Annotated in this window: 20 protein-coding genes; 2 read left to right on the top strand and 18 right to left on the bottom strand. The window is 31.3% G+C overall.

The features are described 5' to 3' along the window. Positions 1-9: 9 nt before the first annotated feature. The 12 genes from floA to lepA form a co-directional block, all read right to left on the bottom strand. Positions 10-1,005 carry a flotillin-like protein FloA gene (gene floA / locus LQ615_RS02875; RefSeq protein ID WP_016998566.1) on the bottom strand — a complete coding sequence of 332 codons (996 nt, stop codon included), beginning with the start codon at positions 1,003-1,005 and terminating at the stop codon, positions 10-12. 17 nt (positions 1,006-1,022) lie between these two features. Then, positions 1,023-1,712 (bottom strand): NfeD family protein, encoded by a 690-nt coding sequence (locus LQ615_RS02870; protein WP_026023587.1) that lies wholly within the window; start codon positions 1,710-1,712, stop codon positions 1,023-1,025. 326 nt (positions 1,713-2,038) lie between these two features. Beyond that, positions 2,039-2,215 (bottom strand): 30S ribosomal protein S21, encoded by a 177-nt coding sequence (rpsU, locus tag LQ615_RS02865; RefSeq protein ID WP_016998564.1) that lies wholly within the window; start codon positions 2,213-2,215, stop codon positions 2,039-2,041. Between the two features lie 126 nt (positions 2,216-2,341). Next, complete coding sequence (gene mtaB / locus LQ615_RS02860; protein ID WP_016998563.1) at positions 2,342-3,688, bottom strand: tRNA (N(6)-L-threonylcarbamoyladenosine(37)-C(2))-methylthiotransferase MtaB; 1,347 nt, start codon at positions 3,686-3,688, stop codon at positions 2,342-2,344. A 6-nt stretch (positions 3,689-3,694) separates the two neighbouring features. Next, entirely contained in the window at positions 3,695-4,444 is a 750-nt protein-coding gene (locus tag LQ615_RS02855) for a 16S rRNA (uracil(1498)-N(3))-methyltransferase (RefSeq protein WP_016998562.1), read from the bottom strand. 7 nt (positions 4,445-4,451) lie between these two features. After that, positions 4,452-5,378 carry a 50S ribosomal protein L11 methyltransferase gene (gene prmA, locus LQ615_RS02850; protein WP_239703656.1) on the bottom strand — a complete coding sequence of 309 codons (927 nt, stop codon included), beginning with the start codon at positions 5,376-5,378 and terminating at the stop codon, positions 4,452-4,454. A gap of 3 nt (positions 5,379-5,381) precedes the next feature. Further along, complete coding sequence (gene dnaJ / locus LQ615_RS02845) at positions 5,382-6,515, bottom strand: molecular chaperone DnaJ (protein ID WP_016998560.1); 1,134 nt, start codon at positions 6,513-6,515, stop codon at positions 5,382-5,384. 97 nt (positions 6,516-6,612) lie between these two features. Then, positions 6,613-8,448 (bottom strand): molecular chaperone DnaK, encoded by a 1,836-nt coding sequence (dnaK, locus tag LQ615_RS02840; protein WP_016998559.1) that lies wholly within the window; start codon positions 8,446-8,448, stop codon positions 6,613-6,615. Between the two features lie 45 nt (positions 8,449-8,493). Continuing rightward, positions 8,494-9,090, bottom strand: coding sequence for a nucleotide exchange factor GrpE (grpE, locus tag LQ615_RS02835; protein ID WP_064204516.1), 597 nt, complete (start codon positions 9,088-9,090; stop codon positions 8,494-8,496). 27 nt (positions 9,091-9,117) lie between these two features. Then, the gene (gene hrcA, locus LQ615_RS02830; protein ID WP_016998557.1) at positions 9,118-10,092 is read right to left on the bottom strand and encodes a heat-inducible transcriptional repressor HrcA; all 975 of its coding nucleotides are present in this window, start codon (positions 10,090-10,092) and stop codon (positions 9,118-9,120) included. A 115-nt stretch (positions 10,093-10,207) separates the two neighbouring features. Continuing rightward, positions 10,208-11,326, bottom strand: coding sequence for a radical SAM family heme chaperone HemW (hemW, locus tag LQ615_RS02825; RefSeq protein ID WP_016998556.1), 1,119 nt, complete (start codon positions 11,324-11,326; stop codon positions 10,208-10,210). 53 nt (positions 11,327-11,379) lie between these two features. Beyond that, positions 11,380-13,203 (bottom strand): translation elongation factor 4, encoded by a 1,824-nt coding sequence (lepA, locus tag LQ615_RS02820; protein ID WP_016998555.1) that lies wholly within the window; start codon positions 13,201-13,203, stop codon positions 11,380-11,382. Positions 13,204-13,434: 231 nt separating this feature from the next. Between lepA and rpsT the strand changes: the two genes are divergently transcribed. After that, positions 13,435-13,686, top strand: a complete 252-nt coding sequence (rpsT, locus tag LQ615_RS02815; RefSeq protein WP_064204513.1) for a 30S ribosomal protein S20 — start codon at positions 13,435-13,437, stop codon at positions 13,684-13,686. Positions 13,687-13,724: 38 nt separating this feature from the next. Here rpsT and holA read toward each other — a convergent pair whose 3' ends face one another. Then, entirely contained in the window at positions 13,725-14,699 is a 975-nt protein-coding gene (gene holA / locus LQ615_RS02810; protein ID WP_016998553.1) for a DNA polymerase III subunit delta, read from the bottom strand. 91 nt (positions 14,700-14,790) lie between these two features. Between holA and LQ615_RS02805 the strand changes: the two genes are divergently transcribed. Further along, on the top strand, positions 14,791-14,928 hold the full coding sequence (locus LQ615_RS02805) for a YqzM family protein (protein WP_016998552.1): 138 nt from the start codon (positions 14,791-14,793) through the stop codon (positions 14,926-14,928). Positions 14,929-14,975: 47 nt separating this feature from the next. Here the strand turns inward: LQ615_RS02805 and LQ615_RS02800 are convergent, their stop codons facing one another. The 5 genes from LQ615_RS02800 to rsfS are packed head-to-tail and all read right to left on the bottom strand — an operon-like array spanning position 14,976 to position 19,589. Continuing rightward, on the bottom strand, positions 14,976-17,279 hold the full coding sequence (locus LQ615_RS02800; protein WP_239713486.1) for a DNA internalization-related competence protein ComEC/Rec2: 2,304 nt from the start codon (positions 17,277-17,279) through the stop codon (positions 14,976-14,978). A 16-nt stretch (positions 17,280-17,295) separates the two neighbouring features. Continuing rightward, positions 17,296-17,751, bottom strand: a complete 456-nt coding sequence (locus LQ615_RS02795; protein ID WP_026023586.1) for a ComE operon protein 2 — start codon at positions 17,749-17,751, stop codon at positions 17,296-17,298. Between the two features lie 60 nt (positions 17,752-17,811). Beyond that, complete coding sequence (locus tag LQ615_RS02790) at positions 17,812-18,453, bottom strand: helix-hairpin-helix domain-containing protein (protein ID WP_037539188.1); 642 nt, start codon at positions 18,451-18,453, stop codon at positions 17,812-17,814. A 57-nt stretch (positions 18,454-18,510) separates the two neighbouring features. After that, positions 18,511-19,236, bottom strand: a complete 726-nt coding sequence (locus tag LQ615_RS02785; RefSeq protein WP_070045616.1) for a class I SAM-dependent DNA methyltransferase — start codon at positions 19,234-19,236, stop codon at positions 18,511-18,513. Beyond that, the gene (gene rsfS, locus LQ615_RS02780; protein WP_016998547.1) at positions 19,236-19,589 is read right to left on the bottom strand and encodes a ribosome silencing factor; all 354 of its coding nucleotides are present in this window, start codon (positions 19,587-19,589) and stop codon (positions 19,236-19,238) included. Before rsfS ends, LQ615_RS02785 begins: the two co-directional genes overlap by 1 nt. Between the last annotated feature and the right edge of the window lie 3 nt (positions 19,590-19,592).

Below are 19,592 nucleotides of genomic sequence, written 5' to 3'. Positions count from 1 at the left end.
TCACCTCTCTTATTCGTTCGGTGAATTTGCGTCTTGTGGATTAGTACTCTTATTTATAGCTTCTCTCATACCAGTATCAGCTTCTATATTTTTTAAATTATAATAATCTTTAACGCCGATATTGCCTGATTTAAGTGCTTCAGCCATTGCAAGAGGTACTTCAGCTTCAGATTCAACAACTTTAGAACGCATTTCTTGTACACGTGCTTTCATTTCTTGTTCTGTAGCTACAGCCATTGCACGACGTTCTTCAGCTTTAGCTTGTGCAATATTTTTATCTGCAAGTGCTTGCTCAGTTTGAAGATCTGCACCGATGTTTTTACCGATATCCACGTCTGCGATATCTATAGATAAGATTTCAAATGCTGTACCTGAATCTAAACCTTTACTTAACACTGTTTGTGAAATACTGTCTGGATTTTCAAGTACTTTCGTATGGTGTTTACTTGAACCAATTGTTGATACAATACCTTCACCAACACGTGCGATGATTGTATCTTCACCAGCACCACCAACTAAGCGATCAATATTTGCTCTAACAGTAATTCTAGCTTTCGCTTTAACTTCAATACCGTTCATAGCAACACCAGAAATAAATGGTGTTTCAATTACTTTAGGGTTAACTGACATTTGTACAGCTTCTAGAACGTCACGACCAGCTAAATCGATAGCTGCACCACGTTCAAATGCTAAGTTAATCTCAGCTCTTTGTGCTGCAATAATCGCATCTACTACTCTATCAACATTACCTCCAGCTAAATAGTGAGATTCTAATTGATTTGTAGTTAATGCTAAACCTGCTTTATGTGCTTTAATTAACGGATTAATAACTCGTCTTGGTGAAACACGTCTTAAACGCATCCCGACTAATGTTCCTATTCCTACTTTAACGCCTGCAGCTACAGCTGAAATCCATAATCCAACTGGTACAAACGAGAATAGAATCATAAGTAATACAATAACAATTACCGCAATAATGATTATGGCGATTAAACCTGATAACATATGCAACTCTCCTTAATTTAAATTTCTCTTACGACTACTCTTGTACCTTCAACCTGTACAATTTTAACTTGTTGGTCTTTTTGAATAAAATTACCATCAGAAACAGCATCTATTCTATCATCATCAACAAGGATAATACCTGAGGGTCTCAACGCTGTAAAAGTTGTACACACTTTACCAATTAAATGACTTCTATCATCATGTGATGTATAACCTGACTCTTTGTTTGTAGAATCTCTAAGAATGACTTTTTCAAAGAATGGTATTTTTCGATTAAAACCTTTCACTAATATCACCCACTCTATAGTTGTTAAAATTAAAGCAACTGCAATAATAGCGCCCATGATTAATAAATTATCACCAACTAATATAAAACTGCCGATAATTGCAATAAAACCAAGGATACCAAGTACAGCGCCTACAACAAATAATTCAATAATGACTAAAATAACACCAATTGAAAACAATAAAACGGACATTAAACTAATTTCATCAACTATTACAAAACCTATAAAAAATATAAGTGTACATATAAAACTTGCAATGCCGGCAAAGTTTATACGTTCTGAATATAGTTGATAAAGTGCGCCTAGAAAAATAATACAAGTCAAAATCAATGTAATAATTGGCGAAGATATAAAGTCACCAAATGAAGAAACACTTTGACTTGAAACAATACCTAAATTTATGTTGTTTTGAATAAACATAAGTATGTATTCATACGCTGATGTCAATATTACCACCCCTCTATTTCATTATACAATAAATCACCAGTGAACTAAAACGTATATATCTTTTATTCTAAATATTTTATAGAAATTTTTTTATTTTCAATTTTTTCTAAAAATATCTTATACCCATGAATAGGATTGAAAAAGCTTGATATATTTATATTTTACTTAAGTCAGCTATTGCCTATATAAAAAAGCAGTCCGAAACCTATAGGTCTCGGACTGCTTTAACATTTAATTTACGCAAATAGATTTCATTATAATTAATTAATATTCTTTGAGGGAGTTCAATAGAAAATTAATTATTTAAATTTACGTTTGCGAGCTGCTTCTGATTTCTTCTTACGTTTAACGCTAGGTTTCTCATAGAACTCACGTTTACGCACTTCTTGAATCGTACCGCTTTTTGAAACTGTACGTTTAAAGCGACGTAATGCATCTTCGATTGATTCGTTTTTACGAACTACTGTTTTAGACATCTGTATTTCCCTCCCTCCAAATATCAACAAAGCTTTATATGTCAGTTACATAGTAAATATATTACTATGTACTTAAACATTATAAAATAAGTCATTTTTTAAGTCAATAATCATTTGCAATGAATCTTAATATGCAACTAATCTTTCGTCTTTATTTGTTGCATGATTGATTACTTTTACAAGTTTTCCTTTATTAATTGGATAACCTGGTTCTATTACTTTAACTTTTACTAATTCTCCAATTAGAGATTCATCTCCATCAAATTCTATCTTCATGTAATTATCTGCATAACCAACTAATTTACCATCTTTAGAGCCTTTTTCTTCAGGAATGACTTCTAATACAGTTTGGTCGAATTTTGATGCATAATCTTTTGCAAGTTGATTTGATAGTTCTATAAGTCTATGAACACGGTCATTTTTAATGTCTTCATCTACTTGATCTGTCATTCTTGCTGCAGGTGTACCTGTTCTCATTGAATATGGGAAAACATGCAGTTCAGAGAATTGATGCTTAACTATGAAATCATAAGTTTCTTGGAATTCTTCTTCAGTTTCACCTGGGAAACCAACTATAACATCACTTGTTACTGCTAAACCAGGTAATGCTTTATGAAGTTTTTGTAGTCTTTCTGAAAAATGAGCCATAGTATATTTTCTTCTCATACGTTTCAATACAGAATCAGAACCGGATTGTAATGGAATATGCAAATGCCTTACGACTTTTGTAGATTTATCGATAACATCGATAACTTCATCTGTTAATTGACTCGCTTCTATAGAAGAAATTCTAATTCTTTCTAAGTTTTCTACTTCTTCTAAATCACGTAATAATTGCGCTAAGTTATAATCTTTTAAATCTTCACCATATCCACCTGTGTGAATACCAGTTAATACGATTTCTTTATATCCTGAATTTACAAGTGTTGTCGCTTGGCTAACTACTTGTTTAGGATCTCTTGAACGCATTAATCCTCTAGCCCATGGAATAATACAAAAAGTACAGAAATTATTACAGCCTTCTTGAATTTTTAATGAAGCACGAGTTCGGTCAGTGAAATAAGGTACTTCTAGTTCTTCATATTTTCTATTCTTCATGATGTTTCCAACACCATTTATTGGCTGTCTGCTTGTCTTATAGTCTTCAATATAAGAAATTAACTTATGACGATCTTGAGTACCTACAACGATGTCTACCCCTGGTATCGCCATGATTTCTGCTGGAGATGTTTGCGCATAACAACCTGTTACACATACTACTGCATCAGGGTTTTTACGAATAGCTCTTCTTATAACTTGTCTACTCTTCTTGTCTCCTGTGTTAGTCACTGTACAAGTATTTATAATAAATACATCAGCGTTTGTTTCAAACTCTACTCTTTCGTAATCATTTTCCTTAAATAATTGCCAAATTGCTTCAGTTTCATAATGGTTAACTTTACAACCTAAAGTATGGAATGCTACTGTAGCCAACTATATTCACCTCATTAATTCTAATTGATAGCTTAAAGCAGCTAAAGCATACAATGGAGCGGTTTCAGCCCTTAATATTCTCGGTCCTAGACTTATGTTATATCCATCTTCAAATAAAGCAACTTCTTTTTCAGAAAGTCCACCTTCTGGCCCAAAGATGATTAAAACTTTTTGTCCCTTTTTTAAGTTAGAACCAATTTGATGTAAATTACTTGTTCCCCCACGTTTAGCTTCTTCTTCATAAGCTATTAATACATAATCATATTCATTTATAATATCACAAACAGAATTAAAATTCGACATATACCTGATATCTGGGATAGTCAAACGCATGCTTTGCTCACTTGCTTCTTTAATGATTTTTTGCCATCTATCAATCTTTTTAGACTGCTTTTTATGATCTAATTTAACTACAGAACGTTCAGATTGAACAGCAATAAAATGGTGTGCGCCCATTTCTGTTGCTTTTTGAATCATCCACTCATATTTATCGCCTTTTATTAATCCGCTAGCGATTGAAATCTCGACAGGTAATTCTGTCTGTCTCGTCGTGTCTTCTAATGTCAGTACTTCTATATTTTGTTCATGAAAATCTATAATTTTGCAAATCATCGATTTTTGATCATTAAAAGTGATGATAATCTCATCATCAACTGTCATTCTCATTACATTTTTTATATGGTGTATGTCTTCGTTATTATGTAGAAAAAAACGCTGATTTAACTCAGCGTTTTCAAGTAAGAAGTATCTTTGCATTGTTCTCCTACTTTCTAGCTCTTATTGAAACCCAGCCGTTTTCTTTTAAAACTTTCTCAATTTTAAAACCAACTTCGGTTAATCTATTAGTGATTTCATCGCATTTCTCATCAATGATGCCAGATGTTATAAAGAAACCACCATCGTTAAGTCTATCGTAACTATCTTCTATCATTAAATCTATAACATGCGCTAAAATATTTGCAATAATAACATCGTATTGCTCAGTTTCTTCTGTTAATAAATTCCCAGTCTCAACTTTTATACTATTTTCGCAATGATTTTTTTCAAAGTTTTCTTTAGCAACTTTAACAGCTAAGTCATCTAAATCAATAGCTTTGATAGATTTAACGCCTAATAAATAGCACCCAATGCTTAAAATGCCTGAGCCGGTACCAACATCAATCACTTTATGATTTGGCTCTACAACTTCTTCTATGTGTCTTAAACACATACTTGTAGTTGGATGATCTCCCGTACCAAAAGCCATCCCTGGATCAAGTTCTATACATAAACTGTCATCAGTGTTTTCATATTCTTCCCAACTAGGAACAATCGCAAAGCATTCTGAAGCTTTAAAAGGATGAAAATAATTCTTCCATTCATTTTCCCAGTCTGATTCTTGAATGACTGTCTTTGAAAAAGCCAATACTTCCGGTTTAATACCATCAATATTTGAAATTGTATTTTTTATTTCTTGTTCTAGCGATTCAGTAAATACTAGTTCACTAAAATAACATTTCACTCTAATATCATGATCTGGGTAATCATCAGGATTTAATTCATATATTTCACCATAAACATCGACGTGTTCTTTATCTAGTTCAGATGAATCTTCAATAACAACACCATTTGCACCTAATTCATTTAATAGTGCTGTTACGACAGGTTCTGATTCTTCATTTATCATTATAGAATACTCAATCCAATTCACGGGCTATTCTCCTTTAAAGAACTTTTTAGCTCTATCTTTTAAACTTGAAGGTTGTTCTGTTAATGTTTCTCCACCAATTTCAGCGAATTCACGTAGTAATTCTTCTTGACGTTCTGTTAATTTATCCGGTGTTACAACTTTTACAGTTACGAAATAATCACCTTTACCATAACCATGAACATTTTGAATACCTTTTTCACGTAATCTGAACTGCTTACCAGTTTGTGTTCCTGCAGGTACTGTTAGTGCCACGCTGCCATTTAATGTCGGAACAGTTACTTCATCACCTAATGCTGCTTGAGGGAATGATAGATTTAAGTCGTAGAATATATCGTCTCCATCACGTTTGAATTTATCATGAGGTCTAACTCTAAATACCACATATAAATCACCTGCTGGACCACCATTAACACCTGGTCCACCTTTGCCTGCTAAACGAATTTGTTGATCATTATCTACACCTGCTGGTACTTTAACTTTGATTGTAACTTTTTTATTTTGAGTACCTTTACCGTGACAATCTGGACATTTCTCTTCAAATTCTTGTCCAGTACCATTACATTCAGGACAAACTTTTTGCGTTTGCATTCTACCAAGAATTGTATTTTGTTCTACTGTTACATGACCTTGTCCATTACAATATGAACATGTTTTCTTCTTAGTTCCTGGTTTAGCACCATTACCATGACAAGTATCACATTCTACATCTTTACGAACTGTAATATCTTTTTCAGTACCAAATACTGCTTCTTCGAAAGATAACGTCATGCTATATTGTAAGTCATCACCTTGTCTCGGTGCATTAGGATCTCTTCTTGCACCGCCACCAAAGAATGAACCAAATATATCTTCGAATCCACCAAAGCCAGAGAAGTCTTGACCTCCAAATCCTTGTGATCCTCCACCAAATCCTTGTTGTGATGCATTATGTCCAAATCTATCATATTGAGCACGTTTATTTTCATCACTAAGAATTTCGTATGCTTCAGATAATTCTTTAAATTTGGCGTCAGCACCTTCTTCATGGTTTATATCTGGGTGATACTTTTTTGATAATTTTCTATAAGCTTTTTTAATTTCATCTTGTGAAGCATCTTTAGATACACCGAGTACTTCATAGTAATCTCTTTTAGCCAAAAAAATCTCTCCTTTACACATTGATATATTACTAGAAAAACTTGAATTAAAAAAGCCAAAGCCAATCACATTGACTTTGACTTTTTAATGAGTAATATTATTGTTTTTTATCTTCGTCGTTAACTTCAGTATACTCTGCATCTACTACATCATCATCTGAATTCCCTTGTCCTTCAGCTGATTCTGCACCTTGTTGTGCTTGAGCAGCTTGTTCATACATTTTCACTGATAATTGTTGAACGATTTCTTCAAGAGCATCTTTTTTAGTTCTGATATCTTCAATATCGTCGCCTTCTAATGCTTTTTTCAATTCTTCTTTAGCATCTTCAGCTTTAGTTTTTTCACTTTCGTCAACATTATCACCTAAGTCAGATAATGTTTTATCTACAGTGAATACCATTTGGTCTGCTTCGTTTCTTAAATCGATTTCTTCACGACGTTTTTTGTCTTCTTCCGCATTTTTCTCTGCGTCTTTAACCATACGGTCGATTTCATCGTCTGATAGTGAAGAACTAGATTCGATTGTGATTTTTTGTTCTTTATTAGTACCTAAATCTTTAGCTGTAACATTTACAATACCGTTTTTGTCGATATCGAATGATACTTCGATTTGAGGTACACCACGTGGAGCTGGTGGTATATCAGTTAATTGGAATCTACCAAGTGTTTTGTTATCAGCTGCTAATTGACGCTCACCTTGTAATACGTGAATGTCTACCGCTGGTTGGTTATCAGCTGCTGTAGAGAATACTTGAGATTTAGATGTTGGGATAGTTGTGTTTCTTTCGATTAATACTGTAGAAACGCCACCCATTGTTTCAATACCTAATGATAATGGTGTTACGTCTAATAATACAACGTCTTTAACATCACCAGTTATAACGCCACCTTGAATAGCAGCACCCATTGCTACTACTTCATCTGGGTTAACACCTTTGTTAGGATCTTTACCGATTTCTTTTTTAATTGCATCTTGTACAGCTGGTATACGAGTAGAACCACCTACTAGAATTACTTCATCGATATCTGAATTAGATAATCCAGCATCTTTCATAGCTTGTCTAGTTGGACCCATAGTTTTTTCTACTAATTCACTAGTTAAAGCTTCGAATTTAGCTCTAGTTAAAGTAGTTTCTAAGTGTAATGGGCCATTAGCGCCACCTGAGATAAATGGTAATGAAATTTGTGTTGAAGATACACCTGATAAATCTTTCTTAGCTTTTTCTGCAGCGTCTTTTAGACGTTGTAAAGCCATTTTATCTTGTGATAAATCAATGCCATTTTCTTTTTTGAATTCTTCAGCTAAATATTGAATGATAACGTCGTCAAAATCGTCACCACCAAGTTTATTGTCACCAGCAGTTGCTAATACTTCGAATACACCGTCGCCTAATTCTAGAATAGACACGTCAAATGTACCGCCACCAAGGTCAAATACAAGTACTTTTTGATCTTGCTCTGTTTTATCTAAACCGTATGCTAAAGCTGCTGCAGTTGGCTCGTTAATAATACGTTCTACTTCTAAGCCAGCGATTCTACCAGCGTCTTTAGTTGCTTGACGTTCAGAGTCATTAAAGTAAGCTGGAACTGTGATTACTGCTTTAGTTACGTTTTCGCCTAAATAACTTTCTGCTGTTGATTTAAGATTTTGTAGAATCATTGCTGAAATTTCTTGTGGAGTATACTCTTTATCTTCTACTTTTTCTTTGTAATCAGTACCCATATGACGTTTTACTGATTGAATTGTATTAGGGTTTGTTACTGCTTGACGCTTAGCAACTTCACCTACTTGAGTTTCACCGTCTTTAAATGCTACTACTGATGGTGTAGTTCTGTTACCTTCAGGGTTTTGAATAACTTTAGGTTCTCCACCTTCTAATACTGATACTACTGAATTTGTTGTACCTAAGTCTATACCTATTACTTTACTCATAAGAAAATTCCTCCAATTATTTATTTGCGTTTTAAATTCAATTAATTATTCATTTACTTTAACCATTGCTGGTCTTAAAACGCGTTCTTTTAATTTGTAACCTCTTTGTAGTTCTTCAGTAATAACACCTGATTCAAAATCAGGATTGCTATCTTGCATAACTGCTTGATGTACAGTTGGATCAAATTCTTTATTCTCTGACTCAATTTCTTCTAGACCATTTTCTTTTAATGATCTCAATAAGTCATCATAAACCATTTGTACACCTTTTTTAAATGATACGAAATCTTCTGATTCGCCTTCTTGTTTTAGTGCGCGATCCATGTTATCCAATGCTGGCAACACATCTGTTAAAACACGTTGTGCTTGGTAATCTTTCGCCACACTAGCTTCTTGTTTCATTCTACGCTTGTAATTTTCAAACTCAGCATACAAACGTAAGTATTTTTCTTCTTCTTCGTTTAATTTTTCTTTTAATTGTTCGAGTTCAGTTTCCGGAATTTCGACTGTTTTTTCAGTCTCTTCAACCTCTTCTACATTTTCAACTTCTTCATTTTCGTTACCATTAGTTTCTTCAGTGGCAACGTTTTGAGATTGTTCAGACGACTCGTCGAATTTTTCATTTTGATTTTCTTCCGTCATTTCATGCCCTCCATTTTCTTTCCTTATTTAAAAATGATTCAAAAGTTGAATCACTTTATTGTAATGCATTGCAGTTGGACCTATAACGGCTAAATGACCGCTTATATCTCCCGAAATCTCATAACTTGTACTTACTATTGAAATACCTTCTAAGTCCTGATTAATTTCTTGTCCAATGTTTACGCTAATGGAATCATTAGCTGTTTCGTTTAAAAATTGGGCAATTCGTTCAGATTCCAGATACTTTAAAATTGACTGTATCATGGACACATTCGAAACGTTTAACGCCTCAATCAAGTGCATTTTTCCACCTAAAAACATTTCTTCATTTTGATCATTAATTTGTGTAATTAGTGCGTACTTAAAATTATTTATAAATTGTTGATCAATAAATGACAACGTTAATGATTCTAACGTGTTTATCAATGTAGATAAAGTATTTTGCTTAAAATGTAGATTCAAGTAATTCATAAACTTTTCTATTTGTTCATGTGTTATGAGTTTAGAAATTTGTAAATGAACTTTCTCTACATATCCATCTGCAAAAACGATAACACTCATTAAATGATTAGGGTTCACTCTAACGAAATGAATTTCAAAAATATGTCTTGAAAATTTATTGGGTCCTAATACAACAGTCGTATAATGAGAGCGATTGGATATTTCCAAAGCTAACCATTTTAGCATTGCATTAACATCATATTGATTATCATCATAAAATTGGTTGAACCAGTCTATTGATTGTTTACTACGTGATTTAACCTTTAGTAATTGGTCAACATAATGTCTAATTCCTTTTTCAGAAGGAACTCTTCCTGATGAAGTATGTGTCTTCTCGAGGAGTTCTAATTCTTCTAATTGTTTCATCTCATTTCTAACTGTTGCTGGGCTTATAGGCAATTGATGCCTTTCAATAATCGACTTAGAACCAATTGGCTGGCCTAACTCAACATAATCCTCAACAATTACATTTAGTATTTGTAATTGTCTCTCAGTAATCATGTTATCACCTCGATTAGCACTCTATCTATCCAAGTGCTAATTATAATTTATCAAATTGGTCAAAGTAAGTCAACATTAAACCCTCGAATTTTTGAAAGATTTTTCATTCTTTTATTTAAGTTAATAAAAACTGCTCAAATACTTCGTTACCAATGATTTGACCACGTTCACTTAAGTATAAATAATCTTCATTTTCATTTAACAAACCATTTTCCAATAAATTATTAACCTTTTGACCAAATACTTCTTCAATCGTTTGATCAAATTTTTTATAAAATCTAGATTTTGAAACACCTTCAGTCATGCGTAAGCCTAAGAACATTTGCTCTTCCATTTGCTCTTTCAATGTAACTTCACTATTTTGCAGTACAGGCATTTCTCCATTAGTTAGTTTATTTATATATTGATTAACCGGATTAATATTACTATATCTCACACCGTTTATATATCCGTGTGCGCCAGCTCCGAAACCATAATATTCTTCATTCTTCCAATATACTTTGTTATGAAGTGATTCATGGCCTACTTTAGAAAAATTAGATATTTCATATTGATGTAGAGGTGATTTTTTTAATTTATTTTGTAAGTGTTGATACATTTCTTCACCTAAATCTTCATTAGGTAATTTTAATTTTCCTTTTCTATATAAATTATAGAATTGAGTTTTAGGTTCAAGTATAAGTGCATAGCTTGAAATGTGGTCAACATCAAGTGATAATGCTTTATCTATTGATTCATCAAATTGTTTCAACGTTTGACCAGGTAAGTGAAACATTAAATCTAAACTAACTGAGCCTATATTATGTTTTCTAGATAACTTAACTGCTTTTTCAATATCGTCACTATGATGTGTACGTCCTAAAATTTCTAATAAACCATCATCAAAAGTTTGCACTCCAAGTGATAACCTATTAACACCATATTTTTTTAAAAGTTGAATTTTACCTTCAGTTAGTTCATCCGGGTTTGCTTCAAATGTATATTCATCAGTTACAGTAAATAAATCATTTATTGATATTAGTAGTTTTTCTAATTGAACTTCTGATAATGCTGTTGGCGTCCCACCTCCAACAAAAATTGTTTCTACAACTTTATCTTTGCGAGTAGACATTTCTTTTATTAAGCAATCTAAATATTCATCAACAGGCTGATTGGCTATAAAAAACTTATTAAAATCACAATAAGTACAAATTCTAACGCAGAAAGGTATATGAATATATACACTTTTAGCCATTTAAATCCTCCTTTAAAAATAAAAACAGCTACTTAAACGCAGCTGTTTCTTGTTTAATCTTCATCCATTTTCAGTACTGCTAGGAATGCATCTTGTGGAATCTCAACGTTTCCGACTGACTTCATCTTAGCTTTACCGGCTTTTTGTTTTTCAAGTAATTTACGTTTACGACTAATGTCACCACCGTAACATTTTGCTAATACATTTTTACCCATAGATTTTATGTTTGTACGTGCTACTATTTTATTACCAATTGCTGCTTGAACTGGCACCTCAAATTGTTGTCTAGGAATTAATGTTTTAAGTTTATCTACAATTGCTTTACCTCTTTCGTAAGCAAATTCTTTATGCACAATAAAGCTTAACGCATCTACTTGGTCTCCATTTAATAAGATATCCATTTTCACAAGTTTACTTTCTTGATATCCGATTAATTCATAGTCGAAAGAAGCATAACCTTTCGTATTAGACTTCAATTGATCAAAGAAATCAAATACAACTTCAGATAAAGGAATTTCATAAATAATATTCACTCGAATATCATCTAAATAATCCATTGTAACGAAATTACCACGTTTTTTCTGACATAATTCCATTACTGCTCCTACATAGTCACTTGGTACCATCATAGTCGCTTTAACATACGGTTCATAAATCGTGTTGATTTTTTGTGGATCTGGGAATTGTGAAGGGTTATCAATTTCAACTTTCTCTCCATCTGTTAATTCACATTCGTAAATAACTGAAGGTGCAGTTGCTATTAATTCAATGTTAAATTCACGTTCAATTCTTTCTTGTATGATTTCCATGTGTAATAATCCTAAAAATCCAGTTCTGAACCCAAAGCCTAATGCTTGAGATGTTTCTGCCTCAAATTCTAAAGAAGCATCATTCAATTGAAGTCTTTCTAAAGCTTCTCTTAAGTCATTATATTTACTATTGTCTATTGGATAAAGCCCACAGAATACCATTGGATTCATTTTCTTATAACCTTGAAGTGGTTTGTCTGCAGGTCTGTCAGCATTTGTTATCGTATCACCTACGTCAGAATCAGCAACGTTTTTAATAGATGCAATTATATATCCAACATCACCTACTGATAAAGTTTCAACTGGTAATGGTTTAGGTGTATTAATACCTACTTCCGCAACTTCAAAAGTTTTACCTGTGGACATCATTTGAATTTTGTCTCCGGCTTTAACTGACCCTTCAACTATTCTAATTGAAGAAATTACACCTCTATAAGCATCGTAAGTAGAATCAAATATTAATGCTTGTAGTGGATTTTCTGGGTCACCTTCTGGTGGTGGTACTATTTCAACGACTTTCTCTAATATTTCTTCTATACCAATATTAGCTTTCGCACTTGCAAGTACCGCATCGCTCGCATCTAAACCAATAACATCTTCAACTTCTTGCTTTACCCTTTCCGGTTCAGCTGCAGGTAAATCGATTTTGTTTATTACTGGAATCAACTCTAAGTCATTGTCTAAAGCAAGATAAACGTTTGCTAAAGTTTGTGCTTCGATACCTTGAGCTGCATCTACGATTAGAATAGCCCCTTCACATGCAGCTAATGAACGTGATACTTCATAAGTAAAATCGACGTGTCCCGGTGTATCAATTAAATGTAGTATGTATGTTTCCCCATCTTTCGCTGTATAATTTAATTGAACAGCGTTTAATTTGATAGTTATACCACGTTCTCTTTCTAAATCCATTGAATCTAATAATTGAGACTTCATATCTCTCGTCTCAACACTTTTCGTATTTTCCAAAATTCTATCAGCTAATGTTGATTTTCCATGATCAATATGAGCAATAATAGAAAAGTTTCTTATTTTCTTTTGGCGCTCTAGGCGTTTCATTCTGTCCATTTGAACTCCAACTTTCTCGTTAATTTTACATCTTCAGATGTAAGTAGCATCTTTGATATGATACCTTCTTTATAGAATAAATGCAAACCAATTACCAAACTGTTCATAAAGTGTTAAGCTTTATAAGGAATATGTAAATAATGATTGCACTTAAGGCGTACATTTGATAAAATATTTTTTGTTGCAATCAAATTATTTGATCACGGACAACATATTTAGGAGGTGACTCTCATGCCAAACATTAAATCTGCAATTAAACGTGTTTCTGTAACTGAAAAGAAAGACGCTGCAAACATTTCACAAAAAAATGATATGCGTTCAGCTGTTAAATCTGCAAGAACTGCTATCGAAAATAATGCTGATAACAAAGGTGAATTAGTTTCATTAGCTATCAAAAAAGTTGATAAAGCTTCTAAAAAGAACTTAATTCATTCAAATAAAGCTAACAGAATTAAATCTAGCTTAATGTCTAAAGCTAACTAATTAACAAAAGCTACAGTTCATCTGTAGCTTTTTTATTTTTAAATTTTCAAGATAAACAACTCTAAAATTAAAACTTTATCCATGTATGAAGATTTTAATTCATAGTCAGTATCAGCACATATATCTATCGTCTTTAACAGTCTTTCTAAAGATAAATTTCTTATAATTCTTAAGGCTAGTTTCACTCTATAAGGATGTACTCCTATTGTTTTAGCAATTTGTTGCTCACTGTAACTTTTGCCGGCTAATATTTTACATTGATAGTACAATCTATAATTACTTGTTATTAATGCTAACAACTTAATAGGCTCTTCTTTCAAATTTATTAAATCTTTTAGCAATTCAATAGACTTCTCTTTTTTTCCTTTTTGTATATACTCCGTTAATAAAAATACATTTTGTTCAAGAGAACGGCTAACTATTTCAGTAACATCTTTTTTATTAATAACTGGTTCATCACCAATAAATAAAATTAATTTTTCTAATTCTGCATGTATAATATTAAATTGAATACCAGTTAACTCTAAAAATGCGACGAGTGCGTCTTCTTTAATGTCTTTATACTGCTCATTTAAATATGACTTAATCCATTGTTTCATTTCTTGTTCTGACATTTGCTCTATTTTATTTAGTGTTGCATTCTTTTTAACAGTTTTTACGAGTTTCTTTCTTTCGTCTAATTTTTCGTTACTTACATCAAAAACTACTAGCGTATCTCCATCATATTGCTCTATAAATTCAAGTAAAGCATCAGTACTATGGTTAATGCTATTATTCACTTTTTCACCTGTAAATAAGTAAGCATTTTTAATATGAACAACTTTCTTGTCTGAGAGGAAAGGTAAAGTTAACGCTTCTTCTATTGCATTAGAAATGGGTGTTTCGTATAAATCATATTTGGCGTAATTGAATTCATCACGCCCTTCTTTTAAATATTGATTGATAATTTCGTTAGATTTTTTCTCTATTAATGCATCTACTGCACCATAATTTAATACAATATTATCTTTCAAAATAAGTCTTCCTCTCTTATAAAGTTCTAATTAAGTATAGCATTTTTAAGCTTATTATCATATAATGAATGTAAGTATAGGAGGGAGTCATATGAACAGATTTGAAGGTGAAAATACTCAAGGGCGTAACAATGACGTTAAAGACTCTGGATTAGGTTTTATTGTAGGCTTCTTATTTTTAGCAGCGATTTATATCATTGCTCAAGTATTCAGCTTACTACCTAACTAATAGTACATATTTATATTTTTTAATCAAGGCTGGGACATAATAATGTCTCAGCCTGATTTATTGTAATCGTATAAACCATTAGTTGTTGATATCCCAGCTTTAGTCAATGTGATGGTTATTCCCCCTATATCTTGCGTGTTTAATATTTTACATTTATGGTTTTGAAGTTTTTTAATAGTTACTTTTTTAGGTAAGCCATATTTATTTCCTCTACCAGCACTTATAATACATAACCTAGGTTTCACTCGAGATAAAAATTCTTCAGTTGAACTCGTTGAACTACCATGATGTCCGACTTTTAAAATATCATATTGATGATCAATTTTATTTAAAACTGTTCGTTCATTATTCTGCGTTGCATCTCCTGTAGAAATTATCTTCTTATTGTAAACTTCTAATTCCGTTATGATTGAATTTTCATTTTTATCAGGATGACTTTTTGTATCTTGATTATAAAACCTATAAATCGCTTTACCTACTTTTATATTTTTCAACCCTACACTATCAATAATAGTTATTCCTTTTTGTTCAAAGCTACTAATTAGTAACTTCAATTCTTTGTTATCCCAAGTTCTTTTATTTATTATTAGATTTTTAATTTTTATTTTTTGGCTTAATTCTTCTAGTTCTCCCATATGATCTAAATGTGGATGTGATACAATTAAATAATCGATTTTTCGAATGCCTTTTTCATGAAGTTCAGGTATTAATACAGACTTTGTATAAGAAAGTTCATTATCTTTGATTTGCCAGTCTTTTTTATTTGATAACATTTTACCGCCTGTATCTATCATTACAATTTGATTTGTATCTTTATGATATGAAACCATTGCATCCCCTTGTCCCACATCCAAAAACCTTAATATCACTCTATCTTCTTTAAAATCATAAGTTACAGTTATAATAACTAATATAAAAATAATAATAGCTTTAAAAATTTTCTTTTTAAGAATATACATACTTATCATCACACAAATAATAAATATTAGAAAATACGATATATGAGAAAGATTCCTTACTACAATATCTTCTATATTGAAATTATTTATTATTTGTATAATATCAATAGTTATACTTAACATTAAATCTGTTAAATATATCAAAATATTAGGTACAAAGCCGATTGTTACATAGATAATCAAAAAAATCATAACTAGAGGGAATAATATTAATTCAAACCAAGGAATAAAAAAGAAGTTGGTTAATAAACCTAACCATTGAAAAGTATTAAAATGCATAATAAGAATAGGAAAAGTAGAAATTTGAGCTATTAAGTTAATACATATTAGTTTATAAATGAAATGAAATGTTTTAATAATGGGGATAGTAAGTAGTAAAAATGTAGAAACTAAATAAGATAATTGAAAACCTATGTCATAAATTATAAACGGTTTATACATGACAGACAAAATAAAGGTAATTGAAAGAATTTGTAGTGAATCAAGACGTGTAAACTTTTTAATCACAAGATATAACATTACAACAGCTACTGCTCTAATAACACTTGGGCTTAATCCTGTTAATACTGCATATATAGGTAATAAAATAAAAATAATCAGTTCTGCCTGATGATATCTTAGCTTAAATTTCAACAATATATTAAACAAAAACACACTGAGTAAAGCAACATGTGAACCACTTACTGCATACAAGTGGTATATACCTAAATGTTTTAATTCTTCAATTCGTTCGCTAGATAAATACTTCGTTTCGCCTAAAGTCAATGCAATAATATCTTCAATATATTCTGAATTTAACTTTTTTAAATTTAAAATAAGATGTTCCCTATGAAACTGCAATTTTTCTAAAAGATTCAATTTACTATTAATACAAGATTTGAGAAACGGTTGTTTAATTTTAATGATGCCTTCAATATCTTGTTGGATAAGATATTCTTTATAGTTAAACTTCAAACTATTAGTATTAGGTAAAGGGTCACTATAATCATAATAAACTTCACATTTTTTAAATAAAGGTAAGTTATTAAGGATTTTATCTTTTTCTTCTTTAGATTTAATTGTGTAATAAACTTGATAAGTTTTACCTTTTTGTTGAGCAATTGATTTAAATAAATCACCGTCAATTACCATATCATCTTTAAATTCTATAAAATCATGTAACGGTGCTTTGTTACGCTTTTCATGATTAAACGAATCCAATTGTGGTAGTTGTATTGACGGTAAAATTAAATAACCAATTACGACAAAGATAATACCAAGTATCGCAATTCTATATGATTTCAATTTGATCATACAACTTAGCATGACTATACTTAAAAATATCATCCCGATATAAATATTAAAGACAATTAAAATACCTGATAATAAATATAAGGCTAAGTAGAAATACATAACGCTGCGTAACCTATTATTTTAAATATTTCACAATATCTTCAGGGTGGAAATCAATTCTTTCAAAATGAACACCTGATTGTTCTAATAACTGAATCGCATATGTATGATTGTGATAATCGTCTGCATAATAAATTTGTTTAATGCCAGCTTGTATTATAGATTTAGTACAGTTTAAACAAGGAAAGTGTGTTACATATATTGTTGCATCTTCTGAAGATACACCCAATTTTGCGCACTGAATAATAGCGTTCATTTCAGCATGGATTGTTCTTATACAATGTCCGTCGACGACTAAACATCCATTATCAATACAATGTTCTTCACCTGAAACAGACCCATTATATCCCCCTGCAATCACTCTATTATCTTTAACGATAGTTGCACCTACCGACAACCTTTCACATGTTGACCTTAGTGATAACAAATGGCTTTGAGCCATAAAATATTCCTTCCACTTGATTCTTTCCATATTAATCATCCAACCTTTCATATACTATTATTGTAAGTATTATGTTTATGAAATGCAATTTCAATTTAAAATGACATATTCTTTCAAAGATTCTACTGTTTTATCTCCAAATCCTTTTATCTTCTTCATATCGTCTATAGATTTAAAATCTCCTTTTGCTTCTCTATATTTTATAATTGCGTCGGCTTTACTTGGTCCTATCCCGGGTATTTTCTGTATTTGTTCTTTAGTTGCAGTATTAATATTTACTTCAACATTTTCATTTTGACTACTTTGCTTATTCAAATTTGAAGGTATTTGTTCACCTTTCATTGGTACATATATACTCATTTGATCTTTTAATTTCTCTGAAAGATTTAATTTAGATAAGTCAGCTTGCTCATTTATTTGTGCTTTCTTTAAAACATCATTTATTCTTTCTGAAGATTTCATTTCATATGTTTTTGGAAATTTAACAGCTCCTTTAACATCTACAATTACTTCTTTAATATTTTCTTTAGATGATATTTCTCTCCTATCTATTTCTTGCTTTGATTCTTTACTTTCTTCATTTTCAATCATTCCACTATTATTTTTATTTATCGTTTCTATTGGCTCTTCATCTGGTTCATTCATTCCAAAAATTAATTTCAGTATGATAATCAAAGCTATAAATCCAATTAAAATATAACGATAATATTGCGAAAAATACTCCTTAATCATTTTGATTTTATCCAAAAAAACACCTCCTACATATATAAACGTAAAAGGTGTCAAAAATTACTTATTCATTTTTTGAGCAACGATAAATTGTCTATCGCCTTGTTCACTATACGTATCTATATCAAAATCAGTGAATTTTGTTTTAATTTCAAATCCTGCTAGTTTTAATAATTCTTCGTATAAACTTATTTCAAAAGTACATTGGTAGTGCTCTTCATCAAATCGTTCGTATAAACCATCTTCGCGTTCTACGAAAAATGACATCTGATGATAAACGCTATTAGGTTCTTCTCCTGTTATAGCCTGCCAAATTAGCGTAAGGCGTTCTTCTTCATCGATATAATTTTGATTATTAAATTGATGATTCATCTTATATATGCTATGGACATCAAAAATAAATATACCCTCGTCTTTTAAATATTTATCTATATAATTAAATACTTGTAATATATCTTCCGGTTCAGTCACATAGTTTAAACTATCACAAAATATAGTAATCATATCATATTGATTTGGTAGTTCTAAATCTCTCATATCTTGACAATACCAATTTATAGATGGATTACGAGACTCTGCTATTTCTAGCATTTCTTGACTAATGTCTACACCACTCACTTGACCATATTCAGTCAATTGTGAAGTTAATGTACCTGTTCCACAACCTATATCTAATATTTCATTTTCTGAGCTACTTATAAAATGCTCAACTATATATTTCCACTTATGATAAGGTTGATCAGCTGTCAACAAATCATAATAATCGCTCATTCTATTATAAGCCATTAAGACATAACCTCATTCAAGGTAATGATTGGTGCATCTTTGTATAATCTTTCCAAATTATAATAATCTCTTTCTTCTCTATGGAATACATGTACGACTACATTACCTAAATCGATTAAAATCCATCTTGCTTCGTTAAAGCCTTCTAGTCTTTTGACATTAACTTCATTGATTTCCGCTTCGTCTTTAACATTTCTAGCGATAGCTTGTACTTGTTTATCACTATTACCATGACAAACTACAAAGTAATCAGCAACATCACTAATACCTTGCATATCGATTGCTATTATATCTTCTGCACGTTTATCATCACATGCAATTAAACTTTGTTTCATTAATTCATTCGAATTCATTTA

It is taken from the genome of Mammaliicoccus sp. C-M13 (genome assembly GCF_022386845.1).
GTDB lineage: Bacteria > Bacillota > Bacilli > Staphylococcales > Staphylococcaceae > Mammaliicoccus > Mammaliicoccus lentus.
Note: the sequence above shows the minus strand (reverse complement) of the source record. Positions and strands in the feature narration are given on the sequence as shown.

Bases quoted from the DNA above. Each gene is read 5' to 3' on its own strand.
- lepA (WP_016998555.1), bottom strand. From the start codon at position 13,203: ATGGACAGAATGAAACGCCTAGAGCGCCAAAAGAAAATAAGAAACTTT.
- LQ615_RS02785 (WP_070045616.1), bottom strand. From the start codon at position 19,236: ATGGCTTATAATAGAATGAGCGATTATTATGATTTGTTGACAGCTGAT.
- floA (WP_016998566.1), bottom strand. From the start codon at position 1,005: ATGTTATCAGGTTTAATCGCCATAATCATTATTGCGGTAATTGTTATT.
- LQ615_RS02870 (WP_026023587.1), bottom strand. From the start codon at position 1,712: ATGTTTATTCAAAACAACATAAATTTAGGTATTGTTTCAAGTCAAAGT.
- dnaK (WP_016998559.1), bottom strand. From the start codon at position 8,448: ATGAGTAAAGTAATAGGTATAGACTTAGGTACAACAAATTCAGTAGTA.
- grpE (WP_064204516.1), bottom strand. From the start codon at position 9,090: ATGACGGAAGAAAATCAAAATGAAAAATTCGACGAGTCGTCTGAACAA.
- hrcA (WP_016998557.1), bottom strand. From the start codon at position 10,092: ATGATTACTGAGAGACAATTACAAATACTAAATGTAATTGTTGAGGAT.
- rsfS (WP_016998547.1), bottom strand. From the start codon at position 19,589: ATGAATTCGAATGAATTAATGAAACAAAGTTTAATTGCATGTGATGAT.
- LQ615_RS02800 (WP_239713486.1), bottom strand. From the start codon at position 17,279: ATGTATTTCTACTTAGCCTTATATTTATTATCAGGTATTTTAATTGTC.
- rpsU (WP_016998564.1), bottom strand. From the start codon at position 2,215: ATGTCTAAAACAGTAGTTCGTAAAAACGAATCAATCGAAGATGCATTA.
- rpsT (WP_064204513.1), top strand. From the start codon at position 13,435: ATGCCAAACATTAAATCTGCAATTAAACGTGTTTCTGTAACTGAAAAG.
- LQ615_RS02795 (WP_026023586.1), bottom strand. From the start codon at position 17,751: ATGGAAAGAATCAAGTGGAAGGAATATTTTATGGCTCAAAGCCATTTG.
- LQ615_RS02790 (WP_037539188.1), bottom strand. From the start codon at position 18,453: ATGATTAAGGAGTATTTTTCGCAATATTATCGTTATATTTTAATTGGA.
- hemW (WP_016998556.1), bottom strand. From the start codon at position 11,326: ATGGCTAAAAGTGTATATATTCATATACCTTTCTGCGTTAGAATTTGT.
- LQ615_RS02805 (WP_016998552.1), top strand. From the start codon at position 14,791: ATGAACAGATTTGAAGGTGAAAATACTCAAGGGCGTAACAATGACGTT.
- LQ615_RS02855 (WP_016998562.1), bottom strand. From the start codon at position 4,444: ATGCAAAGATACTTCTTACTTGAAAACGCTGAGTTAAATCAGCGTTTT.